This window comes from Crystallibacter degradans (assembly GCF_012952295.1).
Taxonomy (GTDB): domain Bacteria; phylum Actinomycetota; class Actinomycetes; order Actinomycetales; family Micrococcaceae; genus Crystallibacter; species Crystallibacter degradans.
In genome coordinates this window covers 180,286-197,927 of record NZ_JABBCH010000005.1, presented here as the reverse complement: position 1 = coordinate 197,927, position 17,642 = coordinate 180,286, and the positions used below count along the sequence as shown (strand labels likewise).

General features: G+C 64.3%; 16 protein-coding genes. 1 reads left to right on the top strand and 15 read right to left on the bottom strand.

Annotation, left to right across the window (positions count from 1 at the left end; genetic code table 11):
- Positions 1–14 precede the first annotated feature (14 nt).
- The 10 genes from HGO92_RS11140 to hisI all read right to left on the bottom strand — a co-directional run bounded on the left by HGO92_RS11140 (position 15) and on the right by hisI (position 13,568).
- Positions 15–1,481, bottom strand: a complete 1,467-nt coding sequence (locus HGO92_RS11140; RefSeq protein ID WP_169994729.1) for a glutamate synthase small subunit — start codon at positions 1,479–1,481, stop codon at positions 15–17.
- Positions 1,474–6,102, bottom strand: coding sequence for a glutamate synthase large subunit (gene gltB, locus HGO92_RS11135; protein ID WP_205834388.1), 4,629 nt, complete (start codon positions 6,100–6,102; stop codon positions 1,474–1,476). Before gltB ends, HGO92_RS11140 begins: the two co-directional genes overlap by 8 nt.
- Positions 6,103–6,385: 283 nt before the next feature.
- The gene (lgt, locus tag HGO92_RS11130) at positions 6,386–7,486 is read right to left on the bottom strand and encodes a prolipoprotein diacylglyceryl transferase (protein WP_169994727.1); all 1,101 of its coding nucleotides are present in this window, start codon (positions 7,484–7,486) and stop codon (positions 6,386–6,388) included.
- Positions 7,487–7,526: 40 nt separating this feature from the next.
- A complete protein-coding gene (gene trpA / locus HGO92_RS11125; RefSeq protein WP_169994725.1) occupies positions 7,527–8,330 on the bottom strand; it encodes a tryptophan synthase subunit alpha in 804 nt (267 codons plus the stop codon).
- Positions 8,327–9,652, bottom strand: coding sequence for a tryptophan synthase subunit beta (gene trpB / locus HGO92_RS11120; protein WP_169994723.1), 1,326 nt, complete (start codon positions 9,650–9,652; stop codon positions 8,327–8,329). The genes trpA and trpB overlap by 4 nt, the downstream gene beginning before the upstream one ends.
- Positions 9,653–9,743: 91 nt before the next feature.
- Positions 9,744–10,571 carry an indole-3-glycerol phosphate synthase TrpC gene (gene trpC, locus HGO92_RS11115; protein ID WP_169994721.1) on the bottom strand — a complete coding sequence of 276 codons (828 nt, stop codon included), beginning with the start codon at positions 10,569–10,571 and terminating at the stop codon, positions 9,744–9,746.
- Between the two features lie 2 nt (positions 10,572–10,573).
- Positions 10,574–10,855 (bottom strand): HGxxPAAW family protein, encoded by a 282-nt coding sequence (locus HGO92_RS11110; protein ID WP_169994719.1) that lies wholly within the window; start codon positions 10,853–10,855, stop codon positions 10,574–10,576.
- A 90-nt stretch (positions 10,856–10,945) separates the two neighbouring features.
- Positions 10,946–11,560 carry a Trp biosynthesis-associated membrane protein gene (locus HGO92_RS11105; protein WP_169994718.1) on the bottom strand — a complete coding sequence of 205 codons (615 nt, stop codon included), beginning with the start codon at positions 11,558–11,560 and terminating at the stop codon, positions 10,946–10,948.
- Complete coding sequence (locus tag HGO92_RS11100) at positions 11,560–13,131, bottom strand: anthranilate synthase component I (protein WP_169994716.1); 1,572 nt, start codon at positions 13,129–13,131, stop codon at positions 11,560–11,562. Before HGO92_RS11100 ends, HGO92_RS11105 begins: the two co-directional genes overlap by 1 nt.
- The gene (gene hisI / locus HGO92_RS11095) at positions 13,131–13,568 is read right to left on the bottom strand and encodes a phosphoribosyl-AMP cyclohydrolase (protein ID WP_169994714.1); all 438 of its coding nucleotides are present in this window, start codon (positions 13,566–13,568) and stop codon (positions 13,131–13,133) included. The genes HGO92_RS11100 and hisI overlap by 1 nt, the downstream gene beginning before the upstream one ends.
- 108 nt (positions 13,569–13,676) lie before the next feature.
- Here hisI and HGO92_RS11090 point away from each other — a divergent pair, with 108 nt between their 5' ends.
- On the top strand, positions 13,677–14,321 hold the full coding sequence (locus tag HGO92_RS11090) for a TIGR03085 family metal-binding protein (protein ID WP_169994712.1): 645 nt from the start codon (positions 13,677–13,679) through the stop codon (positions 14,319–14,321).
- Between the two features lie 18 nt (positions 14,322–14,339).
- Here HGO92_RS11090 and hisF read toward each other — a convergent pair whose 3' ends face one another.
- The 5 genes from hisF to ribA all read right to left on the bottom strand — a co-directional run bounded on the left by hisF (position 14,340) and on the right by ribA (position 17,626).
- The gene (hisF, locus tag HGO92_RS11085) at positions 14,340–15,110 is read right to left on the bottom strand and encodes an imidazole glycerol phosphate synthase subunit HisF (protein WP_139003675.1); all 771 of its coding nucleotides are present in this window, start codon (positions 15,108–15,110) and stop codon (positions 14,340–14,342) included.
- 16 nt (positions 15,111–15,126) lie between these two features.
- Complete coding sequence (hisG, locus tag HGO92_RS11080) at positions 15,127–15,969, bottom strand: ATP phosphoribosyltransferase (protein ID WP_169994710.1); 843 nt, start codon at positions 15,967–15,969, stop codon at positions 15,127–15,129.
- Between the two features lie 101 nt (positions 15,970–16,070).
- The gene (locus tag HGO92_RS11075; RefSeq protein WP_074702518.1) at positions 16,071–16,334 is read right to left on the bottom strand and encodes a phosphoribosyl-ATP diphosphatase; all 264 of its coding nucleotides are present in this window, start codon (positions 16,332–16,334) and stop codon (positions 16,071–16,073) included.
- Positions 16,335–16,414: 80 nt separating this feature from the next.
- A complete protein-coding gene (gene ribH / locus HGO92_RS11070; protein ID WP_169994708.1) occupies positions 16,415–16,900 on the bottom strand; it encodes a 6,7-dimethyl-8-ribityllumazine synthase in 486 nt (161 codons plus the stop codon).
- Positions 16,901–16,987: 87 nt separating this feature from the next.
- Complete coding sequence (gene ribA / locus HGO92_RS11065) at positions 16,988–17,626, bottom strand: GTP cyclohydrolase II (protein WP_346768930.1); 639 nt, start codon at positions 17,624–17,626, stop codon at positions 16,988–16,990.
- Positions 17,627–17,642 lie beyond the last annotated feature (16 nt).

The following is a 17,642-nucleotide window of genomic DNA, read 5'->3' as shown; positions in this document are numbered from 1 at the left end:
TACAGCCGGGTTCATTACATCGGCAGGGCGGCTATCGGCCTGTCGGTCGGAGCCACCGGCGCGGGCAGCCGCGTCTGCCCGGTCAGCCACTTGTCGACGGCGGCAGCGCAGGCGCGGCCTTCGGCGATGGCCCAGACAATCAGCGACTGTCCACGCCCCGCGTCACCGGCCACGAAGATGCCGTTCGTGTTGGTCATGTAATAACCGTCCCGGACCACGTTGCCGCGGCTGTCGAACTCTGCCTTCACCTGTTCGGCGATACCTGCAGGTTCCGGACCGGTGAAGCCGAGGGAGAGCAAGACCAGATCCGCCGGGATTTCGTGTTCGGTGCCCGCCTTGGGCACACGTTTGCCGTCCACGAATTCGGTCTCCGCGACCTTCAGCGCGCGCAGCTTGCCTTCGCCGTCGCCCAGGTATTCAACGGTGGAGGCAAGGTAGGTTCGCTCGCCGCCTTCCTCGTGAGCACTGGCCACTTCGAACAGTGTGGGGAACGTCGGCCAGGGCTGGTGCGCGGCACGCTCCGCAGGCGGCTGCTTTCCAATGGCCAGCGTGGTGACCGACGCCGCCTGCTGGCGGTGCGCCGTGCCGAGGCAGTCAGCTCCGGTGTCGCCGCCGCCGAGGATCACTACGTGCTTGCCACGGGCATCGATCTGGTTCTCCACCTTCTCCCCCGCCACAACACGGTTGGCCTGGACCAGGTACTCCATGGCGAAGTGGACGCCGTCCAGCTCGCGGCCAGGTATGGCCAGGTCGCGCGGCACGGTGGCGCCGGTAGCGATCACTACGGCGTCGTACCGGCGGCGCAGCTGCTCCCAACTGACATCCTTGCCGATCTCGATGCCGGTGCGGAACCGGGTGCCCTCGGCACGCATCTGCTCCAGACGCAGCTCCAGATGGTCTTTCTCCATCTTGAAGTCCGGAATACCGTAGCGCAGCAGGCCGCCGACCTTGTCGTCACGCTCGTACACTGCGACGGTGTGTCCCGCCCGCGTCAGCTGCTGGGCGGTGGCGAGGCCGGCGGGGCCGGAACCGACGACAGCGATGGTCTGTCCGGTCAGGCGCTCCGGCGCCAGCGGCGTGACCCACCCATTGTCGAAGGCCTCGTCGATGATGGAAACCTCCACCTGCTTGATGGTCACGGCTGGCTGGTTGATCCCCAGCACGCAGGACGACTCGCACGGTGCCGGGCACAGCCGTCCCGTGAATTCCGGGAAGTTGTTGGTGGCGTGCAGGCGCTCAATCGCTTCCTGTCCTTTGCCGCGCCAGGTGAGGTCATTCCATTCCGGAATCAGGTTCCCCAGCGGGCAGCCCTGATGGCAGAACGGGATGCCGCAGTCCATGCAGCGTCCGGCCTGGGCCTTCAGAACGCCCTTTTCCTGTGCCTCGTACACTTCCTTCCAGTCCATGATGCGGACCGGGACCGGACGCCTCGGCTGGGTCTGACGTTCACGTACCTTCATGAATCCGCGTGGATCAGCCACCGGTTACCTCCAAAATTCGTGACCAGACAACATCGCCGTCGGGATCGAGTCCCTCGGATTCAGCGGTGGCCCGGGTTTCCAGCACCGCCGAGTAGTTCCGCGGCAGCACTTTGGTCATGCGTGAAATGGTGGCGTCAAGATCCTGCAGCAGCTGCTCGGCGAACCGGGATCCGGTCTCCTCCGCATGCTGCTTGATCAGCGCGCCAACGGTCCCGCGATCTTCGGCATCCAGCGGGAGCAGCAGCAGTTCCTTGTTGTCCATGCTCTGCTTGTTCAGCTGTGCCCGGTCCAGCTCCAGCACGTAGGCCACGCCGCCGGACATGCCCGCCCCGAAGTTCCGGCCGGTCCGCCCCAGGATCAGCGCCGTTCCACCGGTCATGTATTCGCAGCCATGGTCGCCAATGCCTTCGACGACGGCGGTGGCACCCGAGTTCCGAACGAGGAACCGCTCGCCCACCTGGCCCCGGAGGAACATCTCGCCGCTGGTGGCACCGTAGCCGATCACGTTTCCGGCGATCACGTTGCGTTCGGCGGCGAACACGTTGCCGCGGTCCGGACGGACAATGATGCGTCCGCCGGAGAGGCCCTTGCCCACATAGTCGTTGGAATCGCCGAGCAGGCGCAGCGTGATGCCGGCGGGCAGGAAGGCACCCAGCGACTGGCCGGCCTGCCCGTTGAGGGTCACGTCGATCGTGTCCTGGGCCAGGGTGTCGATGCCGAAGCGCTTGGTGACCTCGTGGCCGAGCATGGTCCCCACCGAGCGGTCGGTGTTGACGATGTCCAGGCTGATCCGTACCGGCGCCCGGTTGGTCAGTGCCTCGGCGCTCATTGCGATCAGCTGGTTGTCGAAGTGCTTGTCCAGCTCATGGTTCTGCTGCGTGGTGTTGCGCAGCGGCGAGTGGGCATCGAAGCTGTTGCCGCGCAGGATCGGATCCAGGTCCAGTCCGTCGGCCTTCCAGTGGTCGATGGCCTTGCCGGCATCGAGCAGCTCGGAATGGCCGATGACTTCGTCCAGGCTCCGGTAGCCGAGCTCGGCCAGGATCTCGCGGACCTCCTCGGCAATGAATTCGAAGAAGTTCACAACGAATTCCGGCTTTCCGGTGAACCGGGAGCGCAGTTCCGGGTTCTGGGTCGCCACGCCCACCGGGCAGGTATCGAGGTGACATACCCGCATCATGATGCAGCCCGAAACCACCAGCGGCGCGGTGGCGAAGCCGAATTCCTCGCCGCCCAGCAGCGCGGCGATCACCACGTCACGGCCGGTTTTGAGCTGGCCGTCCACCTGGACAACCACGCGGTCACGCAGGCCGTTGAGCATCAGTGTCTGCTGCGTCTCGGCCAGGCCGAGCTCCCAAGGAACACCAGCATGCTTGAGCGAGTTCAGCGGACTGGCGCCGGTGCCGCCGTCGTGCCCTGAAACCAGCACGACGTCGGCCTTCGCCTTCGTCACGCCAGCGGCCACAGTGCCGATCCCGACCTCCGAAACCAGCTTTACGTGCACACGGGCCGACGGGTTGGACCGTTTCAGGTCGTAAATCAGCTGCGCCAAGTCCTCGATGGAGTAAATATCGTGGTGTGGCGGCGGCGAAATAAGCCCGACGCCGGGGGTCGAATGCCGTGTCCGGGCTACCCAGGGGTAGACCTTCTGGCTCATCAGCTGCCCGCCCTCGCCGGGCTTGGCGCCCTGGGCCATCTTGATCTGGATGTCGTCGGCGTTGGTCAGGTACAGGCTGGTGACGCCGAACCGGCCGGACGCCACCTGCTTGATGGCGGAGCGGCGCTCCGGGTCCAGCAGCCGGTCCACGTCCTCGCCGCCCTCGCCGGTGTTGGACTTGGCACCGAGCCGGTTCATGGCAATGGCCAACGTCTCGTGGGCCTCCTTGGAGATGGACCCGTAGCTCATCGCGCCGGTGGAGAACCGCTTGACGATGCTCGCTACCGATTCGACTTCCTCCAGCGGTACGGCCGGGCGGTTCCCCGTCTTGAACTTGAGCAGCCCGCGCAGGGTCATCAGGTCCTTGGACTGGTCATTCACTCCCTGCGTATAGGCCTTGAAAATGTCGTAGCGGCGCTCTCGCGTGGAGTGCTGCAGCCGGAAGACCGTCTCCGGATTGAACAGGTGCGGCGGTCCTTCACGGCGCCACTGGTACTCGCCGCCCACCTCCAGTGAACGGTGCGGATCTTCGATTCCGTCGCTCGGGTAGGCCTGTGCATGCCGCGCCGCGGTTTCGGCCGCGATGACATTAAGGCCAACCCCGCCGAGCTGCGATTGGGTGCCGGCAAAATACTGGTCCACCAAGCTCTGCGCCAGGCCAAGGGCTTCGAAGGTCTGCGCGCCGCAGTAGGACGCGACGGTGGAAATGCCCATCTTGGACATGATTTTCAGGACACCCTTGCCCAAGCCCTTGATCAAGTTGTACACAGCTTCGGCTTCGGTCACACCCTGAATGTCGCCGTTGCGGACCAGCTCCTCGCAGCTTTCCATCGCCAGGTACGGGTTGACCGCGGAGGCGCCGTAGCCGATCAGGACGGCAACGTGATGCACCTCCCGGACGTCACCTGCCTCGACCACCAGGGAAATCTTGGTGCGGTTGGCACTCTTGAGAAGGTGGTGGTGGACCGCACTGGTCAGCAGCAGCGAAGGGATCGGTGCCCACTGGGCATTCGAATCGCGGTCGGAAAGGATGATGAATTTGACCCCGCGGTTGACGGCAGCCGAGACCTTTTCGCAGATCTCCTGCAGCCGGGCGCGCAGTTCCGACTCGCCGCCGTCGGGACGGTACAGACCGCGTACTTTCAGCGTGGCCTTGGCACCCTCATCGGTTTCGAGCGCAGTAATCTTGGCCAGCTCATCATTGTTGATGACCGGGAATTTCAGCGCCACTTGCTTGGCGCGCACCTGACCGGTGGACAGCAGGTTGCCATCCGGGCCGATGGACCCGCGCATGCTGGTAACGAGTTCTTCGCGGATGGCATCCAGCGGCGGGTTGGTGACCTGGGCAAAGGACTGCACGAAGTAGTCGAACAGCAGCCGCGGACGTTTTGAAAGCACCGCGATCGGGGTGTCGGTTCCCATGGCGCCCAACGGTTCCGCGCCGGTACGGGCCATCGGACCCAGCAGAATCCGCAACTCTTCGTGCGTGTAGCCGAAGGTGCGCTGGCGCCGGATAATTGAGGCCGGGGTGTGGACCACGTGCTCGCGCTCGGGCAGGTCCTCGAGGCGAATCATGTTTTCCTTGACCCATTCGCCCCACGGGTTCGCCGCTGCAATTTCGGACTTGATCTCCTGGTCCTCGATGAGGCGGCCGGCTTCGGTGTCGACAAGGAACATTTTCCCGGGCGAAACCCGTCCCTTTCTGACTACCCGTTCCGGTGCGATGTTGACAACGCCCACTTCGGAGGCGAGCACCACGAGACCGTCCTCGGTGACCCAGTAACGGGCGGGCCGGAGACCGTTGCGGTCGAGCACCGCGCCTACCAGCTTGCCATCGGTGAACGACACCGCTGCGGGACCGTCCCAAGGCTCCATCAGCATCGAGTGGTACTGGTAGAACGCCCGGCGTTCCGGATCCATGGTGGTGTGGTTCTCCCAGGCCTCCGGGATCATCATCATGATGGCCTGGGTGATCGGCTTGCCGGAAAGCATCAGCAGTTCGGCGACCTCGTCGAAGGAAGCCGAGTCCGAGGCCCCGGGGGTGCAGATCGGGAACAGCTCTTCGGGAATGTCCCCGAGGACAGGATTGCTCAACTGCGACTGGCGGGCACGCATCCAGTTCCGGTTGCCCTTGACGGTATTGATCTCGCCGTTGTGCGCGATGGTGCGGAAGGGCTGGGCCAGCGGCCACGACGGGAATGTGTTGGTGGAAAAGCGGGAGTGGACAATCCCCAGCTTGGTTTTGAAGCGACTGTCCGAGAGGTCCGGATAGAACGGCTCCAGCTGCGCGGTGGTCAGCATGCCCTTGTACACAATGGTCTTGGACGACAAGGACGGGAAGTAGACACCGAACTTGTTCTGCGCACGCTTGCGGACGCGGAAGACCTTGGCGTCGAGTTCCGAGGTGTCCGTGCCGCCGCGGGGATCCATCCTCAGGAAAAGTTGCACGAAATGCGGCATGCAGGCCCGTGCCATGGCACCGACCAGGTCCGAGACAATCGGAACTTCGCGCCAGCCTAGGACCACAAGGCCTTCTTCTTCGGCCAGCGATTCCAGTCCGGCCTGGGCTACGTCGGCTTCGGACTCATCGTTCGGGAGGAAGGCGGTTCCGACGGCGTACTCGCCGGCGTCAGGGAGCTCAAATCCTGTCACGGCACGGAAGAACTCGTCCGGGATCTGCGTGAGCAATCCTGCTCCGTCCCCGGTACCTTCGTCCGCGCCCACCGCACCGCGGTGTTCGAGGTTGCGCAGGGCGGTCAGGGCTGCGTCGACGATGTCGTGGCCGGGTTCGCCTCGCAGCGTGGCAATAACTGCCAGTCCGCAGGCATCTTTTTCGTTGGCGGGGTCGTAGAGGCCCGCGCGTTCCGGATAGGCGGCGAATCGGGTAAACGGCGACGCGATCTGCGCGCTGCCGTTCCCGCCGCCGAAGTTGCGTGGTGTACTGGATCCGTTGAACGGAGGAGTCATAACGGTTTTCCTTCTCCCGTAAGTGGAACTCGAGAAGGGGACGCCGTTGGCCCCGCAGCACGGCACGTTGCACGAGGCCGTACTTTAGTACTGGAAATTGTATGACCTCGCCCACGTTATGCAGCACGGTTGGTGCATAACGATTTTGCTGATTCCGGGAAACCGGACAGAAGCGCAGTCATATCCGCTGCACCCGCACTGGTTGACGGATATCTAACGGAGATTCCACATCAGTGTGGTCGGCACAGATGCTGCAACTCACCGGGCGGTGGCCCGGGAGGCGCTATTTGTCTTCGGAGTCCACGGGCCCAGTCGTGCCGCTGGTGCCGGATGCGGAGGATTTTCCTGTCTCCGAAGAATTATCAGCGACACTAACACGCCCGGTGGCCTCGGACACGTTTTTGTCCGTTTTTTTCTTTCCGGTTTCTGTTGTGTTAACGCCGCCGGCGCCCGCGCCACGGGCGGCGGCGGGAGCACCGCCGTCGTTCTTGGGGTCTATTTCTGCCTGTGGCTCGCGGCCGGACAGGTAGACGGAGTCCATCTCGGGAGTCCGCGGTTTCCGGGACAGCAGCACGAATATGACGAGCGCGGCCACCAACAGCAGCAGCGAGGTCCACACATTCAAACGCTGCGTCACACCGAAGAGAGTGATCATTTCGGCATCGTCAATACGCATCATTTCGATCCAGACGCGACCCAGCGTGTAGTACGCGACGTAGAGCCAGAAGAGCATCCCGCGGCGGAGCTTGAAGCGTTTATCGATCAGCAGCAGCAGGGCAACCCCGGCCAGGTTCCAGAGCGATTCGTAAAGGAACGTCGGATGGAACAGCGTGCCCGGTTCGGCGCCAGGCGGGAAGTTTGCGTGGTCGGCATCGATTTCCAGACCCCAGGGCAGGTCCGTGGGGCTGCCGAACAGTTCCTGATTGAACCAGTTTCCCCAGCGGCCTATGGCTTGCGCCAGCAGCACGCCGGGCGCCGCGGCGTCCATGAACGCAGTCAGTTTGACGCCTGCCCGGCGGCAGCCGATCCATGCGCCCAGCAGGCCCAGCGCCACGGCTCCCCAGATTCCCAGGCCGCCCAGCCAGATCTGCGGGATCAGGCTCAGGTCACCGTTCGGACCGAAGTAAGCGTCCGGCGACGAGAAGACGTGGTAGAGCCGCCCGCCGATGATGCCGAAGGGGATTGCCCAAATGGCAATGTCCCAGACCACCCCTTCGGGTCCCTTCCTGGCCTGCCACCGGCGGTCCGTCAGCCACAAAGCGGCGATAATGCCGGCGAGGATGCACAAGGCATACGCGTGGATGGTCAGCGGGCCGATGCTGAACCCGGACCAGTCCGGACTCGGAATCGACGCCGGGATCACAAGGGAAGTAGTCGTCTGCACCGGTAGCGGTCCTTTGTTCGGCTTTGGTGGCGGCGGAGGATCAGTTTTTGGTGGTACCGCTGTGCAGTTCCGCCGCGAGTTTGCCCACGGCTTCCACGCCCTCGGCGCCCAGCGTGGCGACCAGCGCCGTTCCGACGATGGCACCCTCGGCGTAGGCCCCGATTTCGCGGACGTGTTCGGCCTGCGAAACGCCCAAGCCGACGCAGACGCGCTCGGCGCCGGCCGCGTGGGCAGCCTCGACGACCTGCTGCGCTGCGCTGCTGACGCTGGTGCGCGCACCGGTCACGCCCATGATGGACACGGCGTAAACGAATCCGCGGCTGGCCTTGACGGTCATAGCCATGCGTTCCGGCGTCGACGATGGGGCCACCAGGAAGACCCGGTCCAGTCCGTACTTGTCCGACGCTTCGAACCATTCGGCTGCTTCGTCCGGGATCAGATCAGGGGTGATCAGGCCCGCTCCCCCAGCTTCGGCCAAGCGCCGGGAAAACTCGTCGACGCCCATGCGCATGACCGGGTTCCAATAGGTCATGACGAGGACGGCGGCCTCACAGCGGGAGGTAATGCCGGCCACGATGTCGAACACCTGGCGGACACGGAATCCGTTTTCGAGGGCCTGCACGGTGGCGGCCTGGATGACCTGGCCGTCCATGACCGGATCCGAGTACGGGATACCGATCTCGATCACATCGGCACCGTTTTCGGCCAGTGCGACGGCGGCGTCGATGGTGCCCTGCACATCGGGGTAGCCGGCGGGCAGGTAGCCGATCAGTGCGGTACGGCCCTCGGACCGTGCCTTCTCGATGGCTGCAGCTGATTTGCTGGCGATGGCGGCAGAATTCACAGTTGTTCTCCTTCAGCGCCGATTTCGGCTTCCGGCGAGTTACCGTCCAGCAGGTCGAACCATTCCGCTGCGGTGGCAACGTCTTTGTCTCCGCGGCCGGACAGGTTGACGACGATGATGACGTCCTGCGGGTTCTGTTTGCCGGAGGTGAGCTTCTTGCCGACCCGGAGGGCGCCGGCCAGTGCGTGCGAGGACTCGATGGCCGGAATGATGCCTTCGGTGCGGCAAAGCAGCCGGAAGGCGTCCATGGCCTCGCTGTCGGTCACCGGTTCGTACTTGGCGCGGCCGATGTCCGAAAGGTAGGAGTGTTCCGGGCCGACGCCGGGGTAGTCCAGGCCCGCCGAGATGGAGTGGGACTCAATGGTTTGCCCGTCTTCATCCTGCATCAGGTAGGAGCGGGCGCCGTGCAGTACCCCGGGGCGACCGAGGGTAATAGTGGCTGCGTGGCGGTCGGTGTCGACGCCCTCGCCGCCTGCTTCAAAGCCGTAAAGTTCCACCGAAGGATCGTCCAGGAAGCCATGGAAAATGCCGATGGCGTTCGATCCGCCGCCGATACAAGCGCAGACTGCATCCGGAAGCCGGCCGGTCTGGGCGAGGATCTGCTCACGTGCCTCGTCGCCGATCACCTCGTGGAAATAGCGCACCAACGCGGGGAACGGGTGGGCTCCGGCGGCAGTGCCCAGCAGATAGTGCGTGGTATGCACGTTGGCAACCCAGTCGCGCAGCGCCTCGTTGATGGCGTCCTTCAGGGTCTGGGAACCGGCGGTGACAGGGATAACCGTGGCGCCGAGCAGCTCCATCCGGGCGACGTTCAGAGCCTGGCGCCGGGTGTCTTCGGCACCCATGTAAACAACGCATTCGAGCCCGAGGAGTGCCGCCGCCGTCGCGCTTGCCACGCCATGCTGTCCGGCGCCTGTTTCGGCGATGATGCGGGTCTTGCCCATCCGCTTGGCCAGCAGGGCCTGGCCCAGCACGTTGTTGATCTTGTGTGAGCCGGTATGGTTCAGGTCTTCGCGCTTGAGGAAGATCCGGGCGCCGCCGGCATGGGCCGAAAACCGCTTGGCCTCCGTCAGCAGCGACGGCCTGCCTGAATAGTTCCGGTTAAGTTCCGCCACCTGGGCGATGAACTCCGGGTCGGCCTTGGCCTTGTCGAATGTGTCCTGCAGTTCGTCGAGTGCGGCAATCAGGGATTCGGGCATCCAGCGCCCGCCGTAGTTGCCGAAGTAGGGGCCCGGGGCATGGCGGAGACTCCCGCCGGAAAGGAATGCATCCGCCGCGTCCGGCTTTTCGCCGGCGTCGGGCGTCTCGGGGCTCTGCGTCATAGCTTGGCCGTCCTGTCTGTTTCGAACCTCTCGGCCGGGCAGGCCCGGAACCTGGAGAACCAGGCCTGCCGCCGAGACGGTATTGCTTGTGTTAGCTACCCTGGCCGCGGTCCGCGATCGCCCGGGCACCGGCTGCGCCGAAGTCGGCAACGGCTTGCTCCGGTGCATTACCGATCACCAGTGCTTCGCCAACCAGCACCGCGTTGGCGCCGTTCATCGCGTAGTCAGCAACGTCGTCGGCGTTTCGTACGCCGGATTCGGCCACGATGACCGCATCCGACGGAATCTTTTCGGCCAGCGAGGCGAAGATGGAACGGTCCACGTCCAGCGTCTTGAGGTTGCGGACGTTGACCCCGATGATCCGGGCACCGACGGCGACCGCACGTTCAATCTCCTCGGCCGTATGCGTTTCCACCAGAGCGTTCATGCCCAAACGGTGCGTCAGGTCCAGGAACGCGCGCAGCTGGGAATCCTCCAGCGCGGCAACGATGAGCAGGACGAGGTCCGCACCATGTGCCCGCGCTTCCCAGATCTGGTATTCGTCGACCGTGAAGTCCTTGCGCAGGACCGGAATGTCGACGGCGTCGCGCACGGCATCCAGATCCGCGAGCGACCCACCGAAGCGGCGCTGCTCTGTCAACACGCTGATAACTGCCGCTCCGCCTTTTTCATAGCGTCGTGCCAATTCGGCCGGGTCTGTGATCTGCGCCAGATCGCCCTTGGAAGGGCTCTTGCGCTTGACCTCGGAAATCACCTTGAGTTCCGTTCGCGGGCTGGCCGGGCCGCCGAGGGCAGCATAGGCATCACGCGGCGCCGCCGCGGCAGCAACGCGTTCCGTTAGCTCCTCCAGCGGAAGTTCCGCCCGACGGGCCTCAAGATCTTCCCTGACCCCAACGATGATGTCGTCGAGAACAGTCACTCCTAGTGACCGCTATTCATAAGCTTGTCGCCGTCCACGCCGTAGCCGGCCTTTTTCATGATCCAGCCAACGATCAGGCCAATGAACATGACCACAACGCCGGCCCAGAAAACCAGTTGCGAAGCCATGACGAAACCGATACCGGAGACAATGCTGCCTACGATCATGATCAGGACACAGGTCCAGGCAGCCGGGCTGTTTCCATGGCCGATGACTTCATCGTGAATGCTGGAAACGGTCTGCTCGTTGGATGATTTCTCGGTGACTGTGGCGTGATTGCCCATTATCTAACTCCCTGAAGAAACGGTACTGCCTATATTCTGCCATTGATTTTCAGCGGACCGGCCACTATGACTTTAGGCCCGCCCGGTCCCTTAGTCTGTGGGATCCGTGCCCCGGCTGAGCTGGTCCCAGCTGTCGATCTCGTCCACCGGACCGCCGCGGTCGGAGGGCGAACCGTCTGCCTGCCGAGCGGTTGTGCTGGTGTACTTCCTGCTGGCCTGCCAGCGGCGGCCGGCAAGGACCAGCCATACCGCGCAAGCGGCCATCAGGAGACCCGCCAACAGCGCCAGTACGGGAAACACAGTGGATGTGATTTCCGCAGCCTGCCCAACCTGTCCGGTGGCCTCCCCAATGGCGGTTGAGGCTGCGGCGGTCGGATCCGCTATCACCTGGTAGCTGGAGAGTGCGATCCCGGTTCCGGCCAACGCCAGCAGCACCGCAATGATAATTCTGGCAATCCGCCCGGCGATGGACGCCGCCAGTGCCGCGGCCAGTCCTACCAGGGCCAGCGCCGTGACCGCGATGGCAGCCTCGCTGCCGGCAACGTCGAGGTCCGGCGTCTGCACCGTGCTCTGCGGCAGCCTCACGTTGAGCCAGGTCTGGGTAGTGGCGCCAAAGGCAGCCAGCGAGGCCAGGATAGAGGCCATCACTACGGTGCTCTTGCGCTGCCACCGCGACGGCGGCTTCACTTCGGTCCGCTCAGACATCAGTTGCCTTCACCGGTGACGATGGCTGCCGGATCGGCGGCATGCAGCCGGGTGGCCAAGGTCACCGCGCGCAGCGGAGCCGCGGCCTTGTTCACGGATTCGATGGCTTCGGTGGCGGGATCCGAGTCCGCCACGATTCCGCCACCCGACTGGACATAGGCGCGGCCATCACGCAGCAGGGCGGAACGGATGGCAATAGCCATGTCCATGTCGCCGGCAAAGTCCAGATAGCCCACCACGCCGCCGTAGATGCCGCGTCGGTGTGGTTCGAGTTCATCAAGCAGGCGCAGAGCCCGCGGTTTCGGCGCACCGGAGAGCGTGCCTGCCGGAAACGTCGCGGCCAGCACGTCATAGGCAGACTTATCATCGGAGAGCCTGCCGACCACGGTGGAAACGAGGTGCATGATGTGGCTGAACTTCTCCACCTCCATAAACTGGCTGACATCCACGGTGCCCGGATCGCAGACCTTCGAGATGTCGTTCCGGGCCAGGTCCACGAGCATCAGGTGCTCGGCGCGCTCCTTGAGGTCGGCGAGCAGCTCTTCCGCGAGCTCCCTGTCCTGTTCCACGGTTTTGCCGCGGGGGCGTGATCCGGCGATCGGGTGCGTAATGACTTCGTCCCCGGTCACCGTGACCAGCGCCTCGGGCGAAGACCCGACGATGGAGTACGCGTTGCCGTCGGCATCCTCCAGGCTGAACAGGTACATGTAGGGGCTCGGGTTGAGGTTGCGCAGCACCCGGTAGACGTCCAGGGCCGAGGCCGAACACTCCGTTTCGAACCGACGTGAAATCACCACCTGGAAGACTTCGCCGTCGACAATCGCTTCCTTGCCCCGGTCGACCGCCGCCAGGTACTGCTCCTCGGCCCAGCTGTGCGTTACGGAGTCCATCAGCTCATCGGTCGACAGCGCGCTGTTTTCCAGTACTGAGATCTGCTGGGCCAGCGGCTCATTGAGCTGGGCCAGCATCCGGCGGACCCGTTCCACCGCGTCGCGCCAGGCGTCGTCCGCCCGCTCGTCACTGCCATCGAAGTTGATGGCGTTGGCGATCAGGGTAACGGTGCCTTCGGCGTTGTCGTGGACGGCCATGTCCGTGACCAGGCACATGGCCAGCTCCGGCAGCGGCAGGTCCTCTTCGGGCGGGCTTGTCAGCTTTTCCCAACGGCGCACTGCTTCCCAACCCACGAAGCCCACGAGTCCGGACGTTAACGGCGGAAGCCCGTCAAATCGTTCCGTCCGCAGCGCCTCCACCGTCTGCCGCAGCGCCTCGACCGGATTACCGTCCAGCGGCACGCCGGCCGGCGGCTCCCCCAGCCAGTGCGCCTGGCCGTCCTTGCTGGTCAGCGTCGCCTTGGAATGGGTGCCGATGAACGAGTAGCGGGACCAGACTCCGCCCACTGCAGCGGACTCGAGCAGGAATGTTCCTGACTGCCCGCCGCCGAGCTTGCGGTAAAGGGAGATGGGTGTCTGGTCATCAGCGAGCACCTTGAGGGAGACCGGGATAACCCGCCGGTCACGGGCAAGGGAGCGGAACTCCTCCAGCGTGGGGCTGATGACACCAAGGTCCTGCATTACTTGTTTTCTTTCGCTAGCGGTTCGTCTTCGGCACGGTTCCCAACAACGACGTCGACACTGCGGCCATCGAAGCAGGTCCTGGTGCCTGTGTGGCAGGCTGCGCCGACCTGGTCGACCTGGATCAGAAGGGCGTCGCCGTCGCAGTCCAACGCCACGGATTTCACCCACTGGACGTGCCCGGACGTATCGCCCTTGCGCCAATACTCCTGGCGTGACCGCGAATAGAACGTCACCCTCCCGGAGAAGAGCGTACGGCGCAGCGCCTCGTCATCCATCCAACCCAGCATGAGCACTTCGGCGGTGTCATGCTGCTGGATGATGGCGGCGACGAGGCCGGCTGCGTCGCGCTTGAGCAGGTCTGCGATGGCGGAGGGCAGGACTTCGCTGCCGGCGCCGGCCAAGGATACATTCGGGGATTCAGGCTGGGAGGACATCCCTTCAAGTCTAGTGCTTCGGCAGTGGGCTGCTTGCCGCCCGCCAACGAGGCCATACAACGTTATGGGCGGCCCAAAAATGGCTGCTTCATGCTAGGTTCAGGATTGATGCATTTCGTTGACCCGTCCCGTGAAGTTCTGGCCGAGACTCTGCTAGCAGCCGGCCCGGACTCCGCCACGCTCTGTGAAGGCTGGCGGACTGCCGACCTGGCAGCACATCTGTATCTGCGCGAGCACCGGTTGACGGCCCAACTGGGCATGGCATTCAAGCCCTTGTCCAAGGTTTCAGACGAAGCCACCCGGAAGCTGGCGGACAAGTCGCGCGGAACGGCGGGCTACAGCAAGTTGGTGAAGGCCTTCCGCGCCGGCCCGCCCCGGCTCTCGCCGCTGAAGCTCAAATCGGTCGATGCTGCCGCAAACCTTATCGAGTACTTCGTGCACACCGAAGACGTCAGGCGTGCCACCACGCGGTGGGCACCGCGCGCCTTGGATGAGGAATACTCCAACGCCTTGTGGGACGACCTGATCAAACGGGCCGCCCTCCTGTATCGCGGAGTTGATCTGGGCATTGTGCTGGTGCGCCCCGACGGTCCGCGACATGTCGCGAAGCGCGCCTCGGTGTCGGTAGCGATCGTCGGAGAGCCTGGGGAACTGCTCATGCACGCCCATGGCCGTACCCAGCACGCCCTCGTGACCTTCGAAGGCCAGCCCGATGCTGTCGCATTGCTGCAGAGCGCCGAAATCGGTCTCTGATTCCGGACGCGTCCGGTCTCAGCGGACCGGGTAGCCTGCAGCGCGGATAGCGTTCTTCACCTGGGCGATGGCATCGTCCGGTCCGAAATGGAACACGGACGCGGCCAAGACGGCATCGGCACCGGCCGCTACGGCCGGCGGGAAATGCTCGGGTTTGCCAGCGCCGCCGGAGGCGATCAGCGGAACCTGCACCGCGGCACGCACAGTACGGATCATCTCCAGATCGAAGCCTTCTTTGGTGCCGTCGGCGTCGATGGAGTTCAGCAGGATCTCCCCTACCCCGCGGTCGGCGGCTTCCTTGGCCCACTGCACTGCATCAATACCCGTACCTTGCCTGCCTCCGTGCGTCGTGACCTCGAAGCCGGAAGGTACCGAGGAATCAGCCGTCCGGCGGGCATCCAGCGAGAGCACCAAAACCTGCGAGCCGAAATGGTTGGTAATCTCGTCGATGACTTCCGGACGGACCACCGCTGCCGTGTTGATCGAAGCTTTGTCGGCACCGAAACGCAACAGCCTGTCGACGTCGGCGACGCTGCGGACGCCCCCGCCGACCGTCAGCGGGATGAAGACTTCCTCCGCGGTGCGCGCAACGACGTCGAACGTCGTCTCGCGGTTGCCGGAGGAGGCGGTCACGTCCAGAAAGGTCAGTTCGTCGGCCCCGGCGCGGTCGTAGCGGTGTGCCAGTTCCACCGGATCTCCGGCGTCGCGCAGGCCTTCGAAGTTGACACCCTTGACTACCCTGCCGGCGTCGACGTCAAGGCAGGGAATGACGCGGATTGCTACAGACACTTTGTACTTCCCCCGATCAGATGCGGCAGGCGTGGATAGTGCTGACCAGGATGGCGCGGGCGCCCAGGTCATACAGCTCATCCATGATCCGGTTGGTCTGCGTGCGGCTGACCATGGAGCGTACCGCTACCCACTCTGAGTCGCGCAGCGGGGAGACGGTGGGCGACTCCAGGCCAGGCGTCAGGGCTGCAGCCTGCTCCACCAGTTCCTTGCGGATGTCGTAGTCCATCATTACGAACTCGCGGGCGACAATGACGCCGCGGAGCCGACGGATCAGGACCTCCAGGCCCGCGGGCACCTCGCCTCTGCGGCCGATGAGGACTGCCTCGGACCGGAGGATGGGTTCGCCGAAGATCTCCATCCCGGCGGCCTTGAGCGTGCTTCCGGTTTCCACGACATCCGCGATCGCGTCGGCGACCCCCAGGCGTACGGAGGATTCCACGGCTCCGTCCAGCCGTACAACCTTGGCATCCACGCCGCGCTTGGCCAGATAGCTTTGCAGCAGTCCGTCGTAGCTGGTGGCAAGGCGCCTGCCTTGCAACTGCTGCACGTCGGAGAATTCGCCAGCGGGGCCGGCAAACCGGAACGTTGAGATGGCGAAGCCAAGGCTCAGGAGCTCTTCGGCTTCCACCTGTGCATCGAGGAAAAGGTCGCGGCCGGTGATGCCGACGTCCAGCGTTCCCTTGCCAACGTAGACGGCGATATCGCGCGGGCGGAGGAAGAAGAATTCGACGTCGTTGTCCGGATCCATCATGACCAGCTCACGGCTGTCACGACGCTGCCGGTATCCGGCCTCGGTGAGCATTTCGGACGCGGATTCGGACAGGGAACCCTTGTTGGGGACGGCTACGCGTAGCATGAAGATGACTTTCTGCAGAGGATCGGTTGGCCGTACTACGGCCGGTTTTGGGGAAACTGCCCCGGGCAGGCTGGGCGGAACACCTCTGGCGCGGTGTCCCGCTACAGATGCTTGTATACGTCTGCCAGGGTCAGGCCTTTGGCGATCATCAGGACCTGCAGGTGGTAGAGCAACTGGGAAATTTCTTCCGCCGCCGCTTCATCCGACTCGTACTCCGCAGCCATCCATACTTCGGCCGCCTCTTCCACAACCTTCTTCCCGATGCCATGGATACCCGAGTCCAGTTCGGCTACGGTACCCGAGCCCTCCGGGCGCGTCTGCGCTTTCTCGCTCAGCTCGGCAAAAAGGGATTCGAAGGATTTCACGCTCCCAAGATTACGCCAGCACATAGCCCGGGCCGCAAACCGGCCCGGGCTATGTGACGAATCCCCTTGTCCAGAGGCCTTTAGACTCCGAGCCGGCGCAGGGTGGCGGCCGTCGCCAATGCGGCCGTGACGGCCTCGTGGCCCTTGTCCTCGTTGGAGCCCTCAAGCCCGGCCCGGTCAAGGCCCTGCTGCTCCGTATCGCATGTCAGGACCCCGAATCCCACTGGGGTCCCGGTCCTCACGCTGACATCGGTCAGCCCCTCCGTGGCTGCCTGGCAGACGTACTCGAAGTGCGGTGTTCCACCACGAATAACGACGCCGAGGGCCACCACCGCGTCATAGTGCGGTGCCAGCCGCGCAGCTGCCACCGGCAACTCAAAGCTGCCGGGAACTCTAACCAGTGCGGGCTCGGCGATGCCGGCTTCCTTGGCGGCCCGCAGTGCGCCGCCGATCAGGCCGTCCATGATCTGCGTATGCCAACTGGCTGCAACGATGGCCAGTTTCAGCCCACCAGCATTGCCGTTCAGTTCGGCGACGTCGATAACCGGTGCTCCGTGTCCGCTCATGTTTTACTCTCTGCTTTCTGTGTATGTTCGTACCCCGCCGGGAATGGTGGCGGGTGCATCTCCAGTACTGGGAAGGTGCCGCTGTTATCAGCTTTGGTGGACCGGGTGGTCCTCAAGCAAGGCCAGCCGGTGGTCCATTCGATCCCGTTTGGTCTGCAAATACCGCAGGTTCTGCTCCCGGGATGGCACTTCGGAGGAGATCATTTCCACGACGCTGATGCCATAGCCGGAGAGCGTACTGCTCTTGGCCGGGTTATTGCTCAGGAGGCGGATGCTGTCCAGCCCCATGGCATGCAGGATCGACGCCGCGGCCGAATAGTCGCGCGCATCCACCGGCAGACCCAGCTGCTCATTGGCCTCAACCGTGTCCGCGCCATCCTCCTGCAGGGCGTACGCACGGATCTTGTTGGCCAGCCCGATCCCGCGGCCCTCCTGGCCGCGCAGGTACAGCACGGTGCCGCCCTGTTCGGCGATCAGAGCCAGGGCCTGGTCCAGCTGCTCACCGCAGTCGCAGCGAAAGGAAGCAAAGACATCCCCGGTCAGGCATTCCGAATGCAGCCGAACCAGCGGGGCCGTGTCGGGGCGCACCGGCGAAGTGATGCTTAGGTGCTCCACCCCGGTGGCACTGTCCGTCCATGCTCGTGCCGTGAAGTAGCCGAAAGCCGTGGGCAACTGCACGGCGGGACCGCCGGTTACCTGGGCAAGGGGGGCCGGCGGAACCGACACCGGAGCCGGCGATGGG

Bases quoted from the DNA above. Each gene is read 5' to 3' on its own strand.
- gltB (WP_205834388.1), bottom strand. From the start codon at position 6,102: ATGACTCCTCCGTTCAACGGATCCAGTACACCACGCAACTTCGGCGGC.
- trpB (WP_169994723.1), bottom strand. From the start codon at position 9,652: ATGACGCAGAGCCCCGAGACGCCCGACGCCGGCGAAAAGCCGGACGCG.
- HGO92_RS11110 (WP_169994719.1), bottom strand. From the start codon at position 10,855: ATGGGCAATCACGCCACAGTCACCGAGAAATCATCCAACGAGCAGACC.
- HGO92_RS11105 (WP_169994718.1), bottom strand. From the start codon at position 11,560: ATGTCTGAGCGGACCGAAGTGAAGCCGCCGTCGCGGTGGCAGCGCAAG.
- HGO92_RS11100 (WP_169994716.1), bottom strand. From the start codon at position 13,131: ATGCAGGACCTTGGTGTCATCAGCCCCACGCTGGAGGAGTTCCGCTCC.
- hisI (WP_169994714.1), bottom strand. From the start codon at position 13,568: ATGTCCTCCCAGCCTGAATCCCCGAATGTATCCTTGGCCGGCGCCGGC.
- HGO92_RS11090 (WP_169994712.1), top strand. From the start codon at position 13,677: ATGCATTTCGTTGACCCGTCCCGTGAAGTTCTGGCCGAGACTCTGCTA.
- hisG (WP_169994710.1), bottom strand. From the start codon at position 15,969: ATGCTACGCGTAGCCGTCCCCAACAAGGGTTCCCTGTCCGAATCCGCG.
- ribH (WP_169994708.1), bottom strand. From the start codon at position 16,900: ATGAGCGGACACGGAGCACCGGTTATCGACGTCGCCGAACTGAACGGC.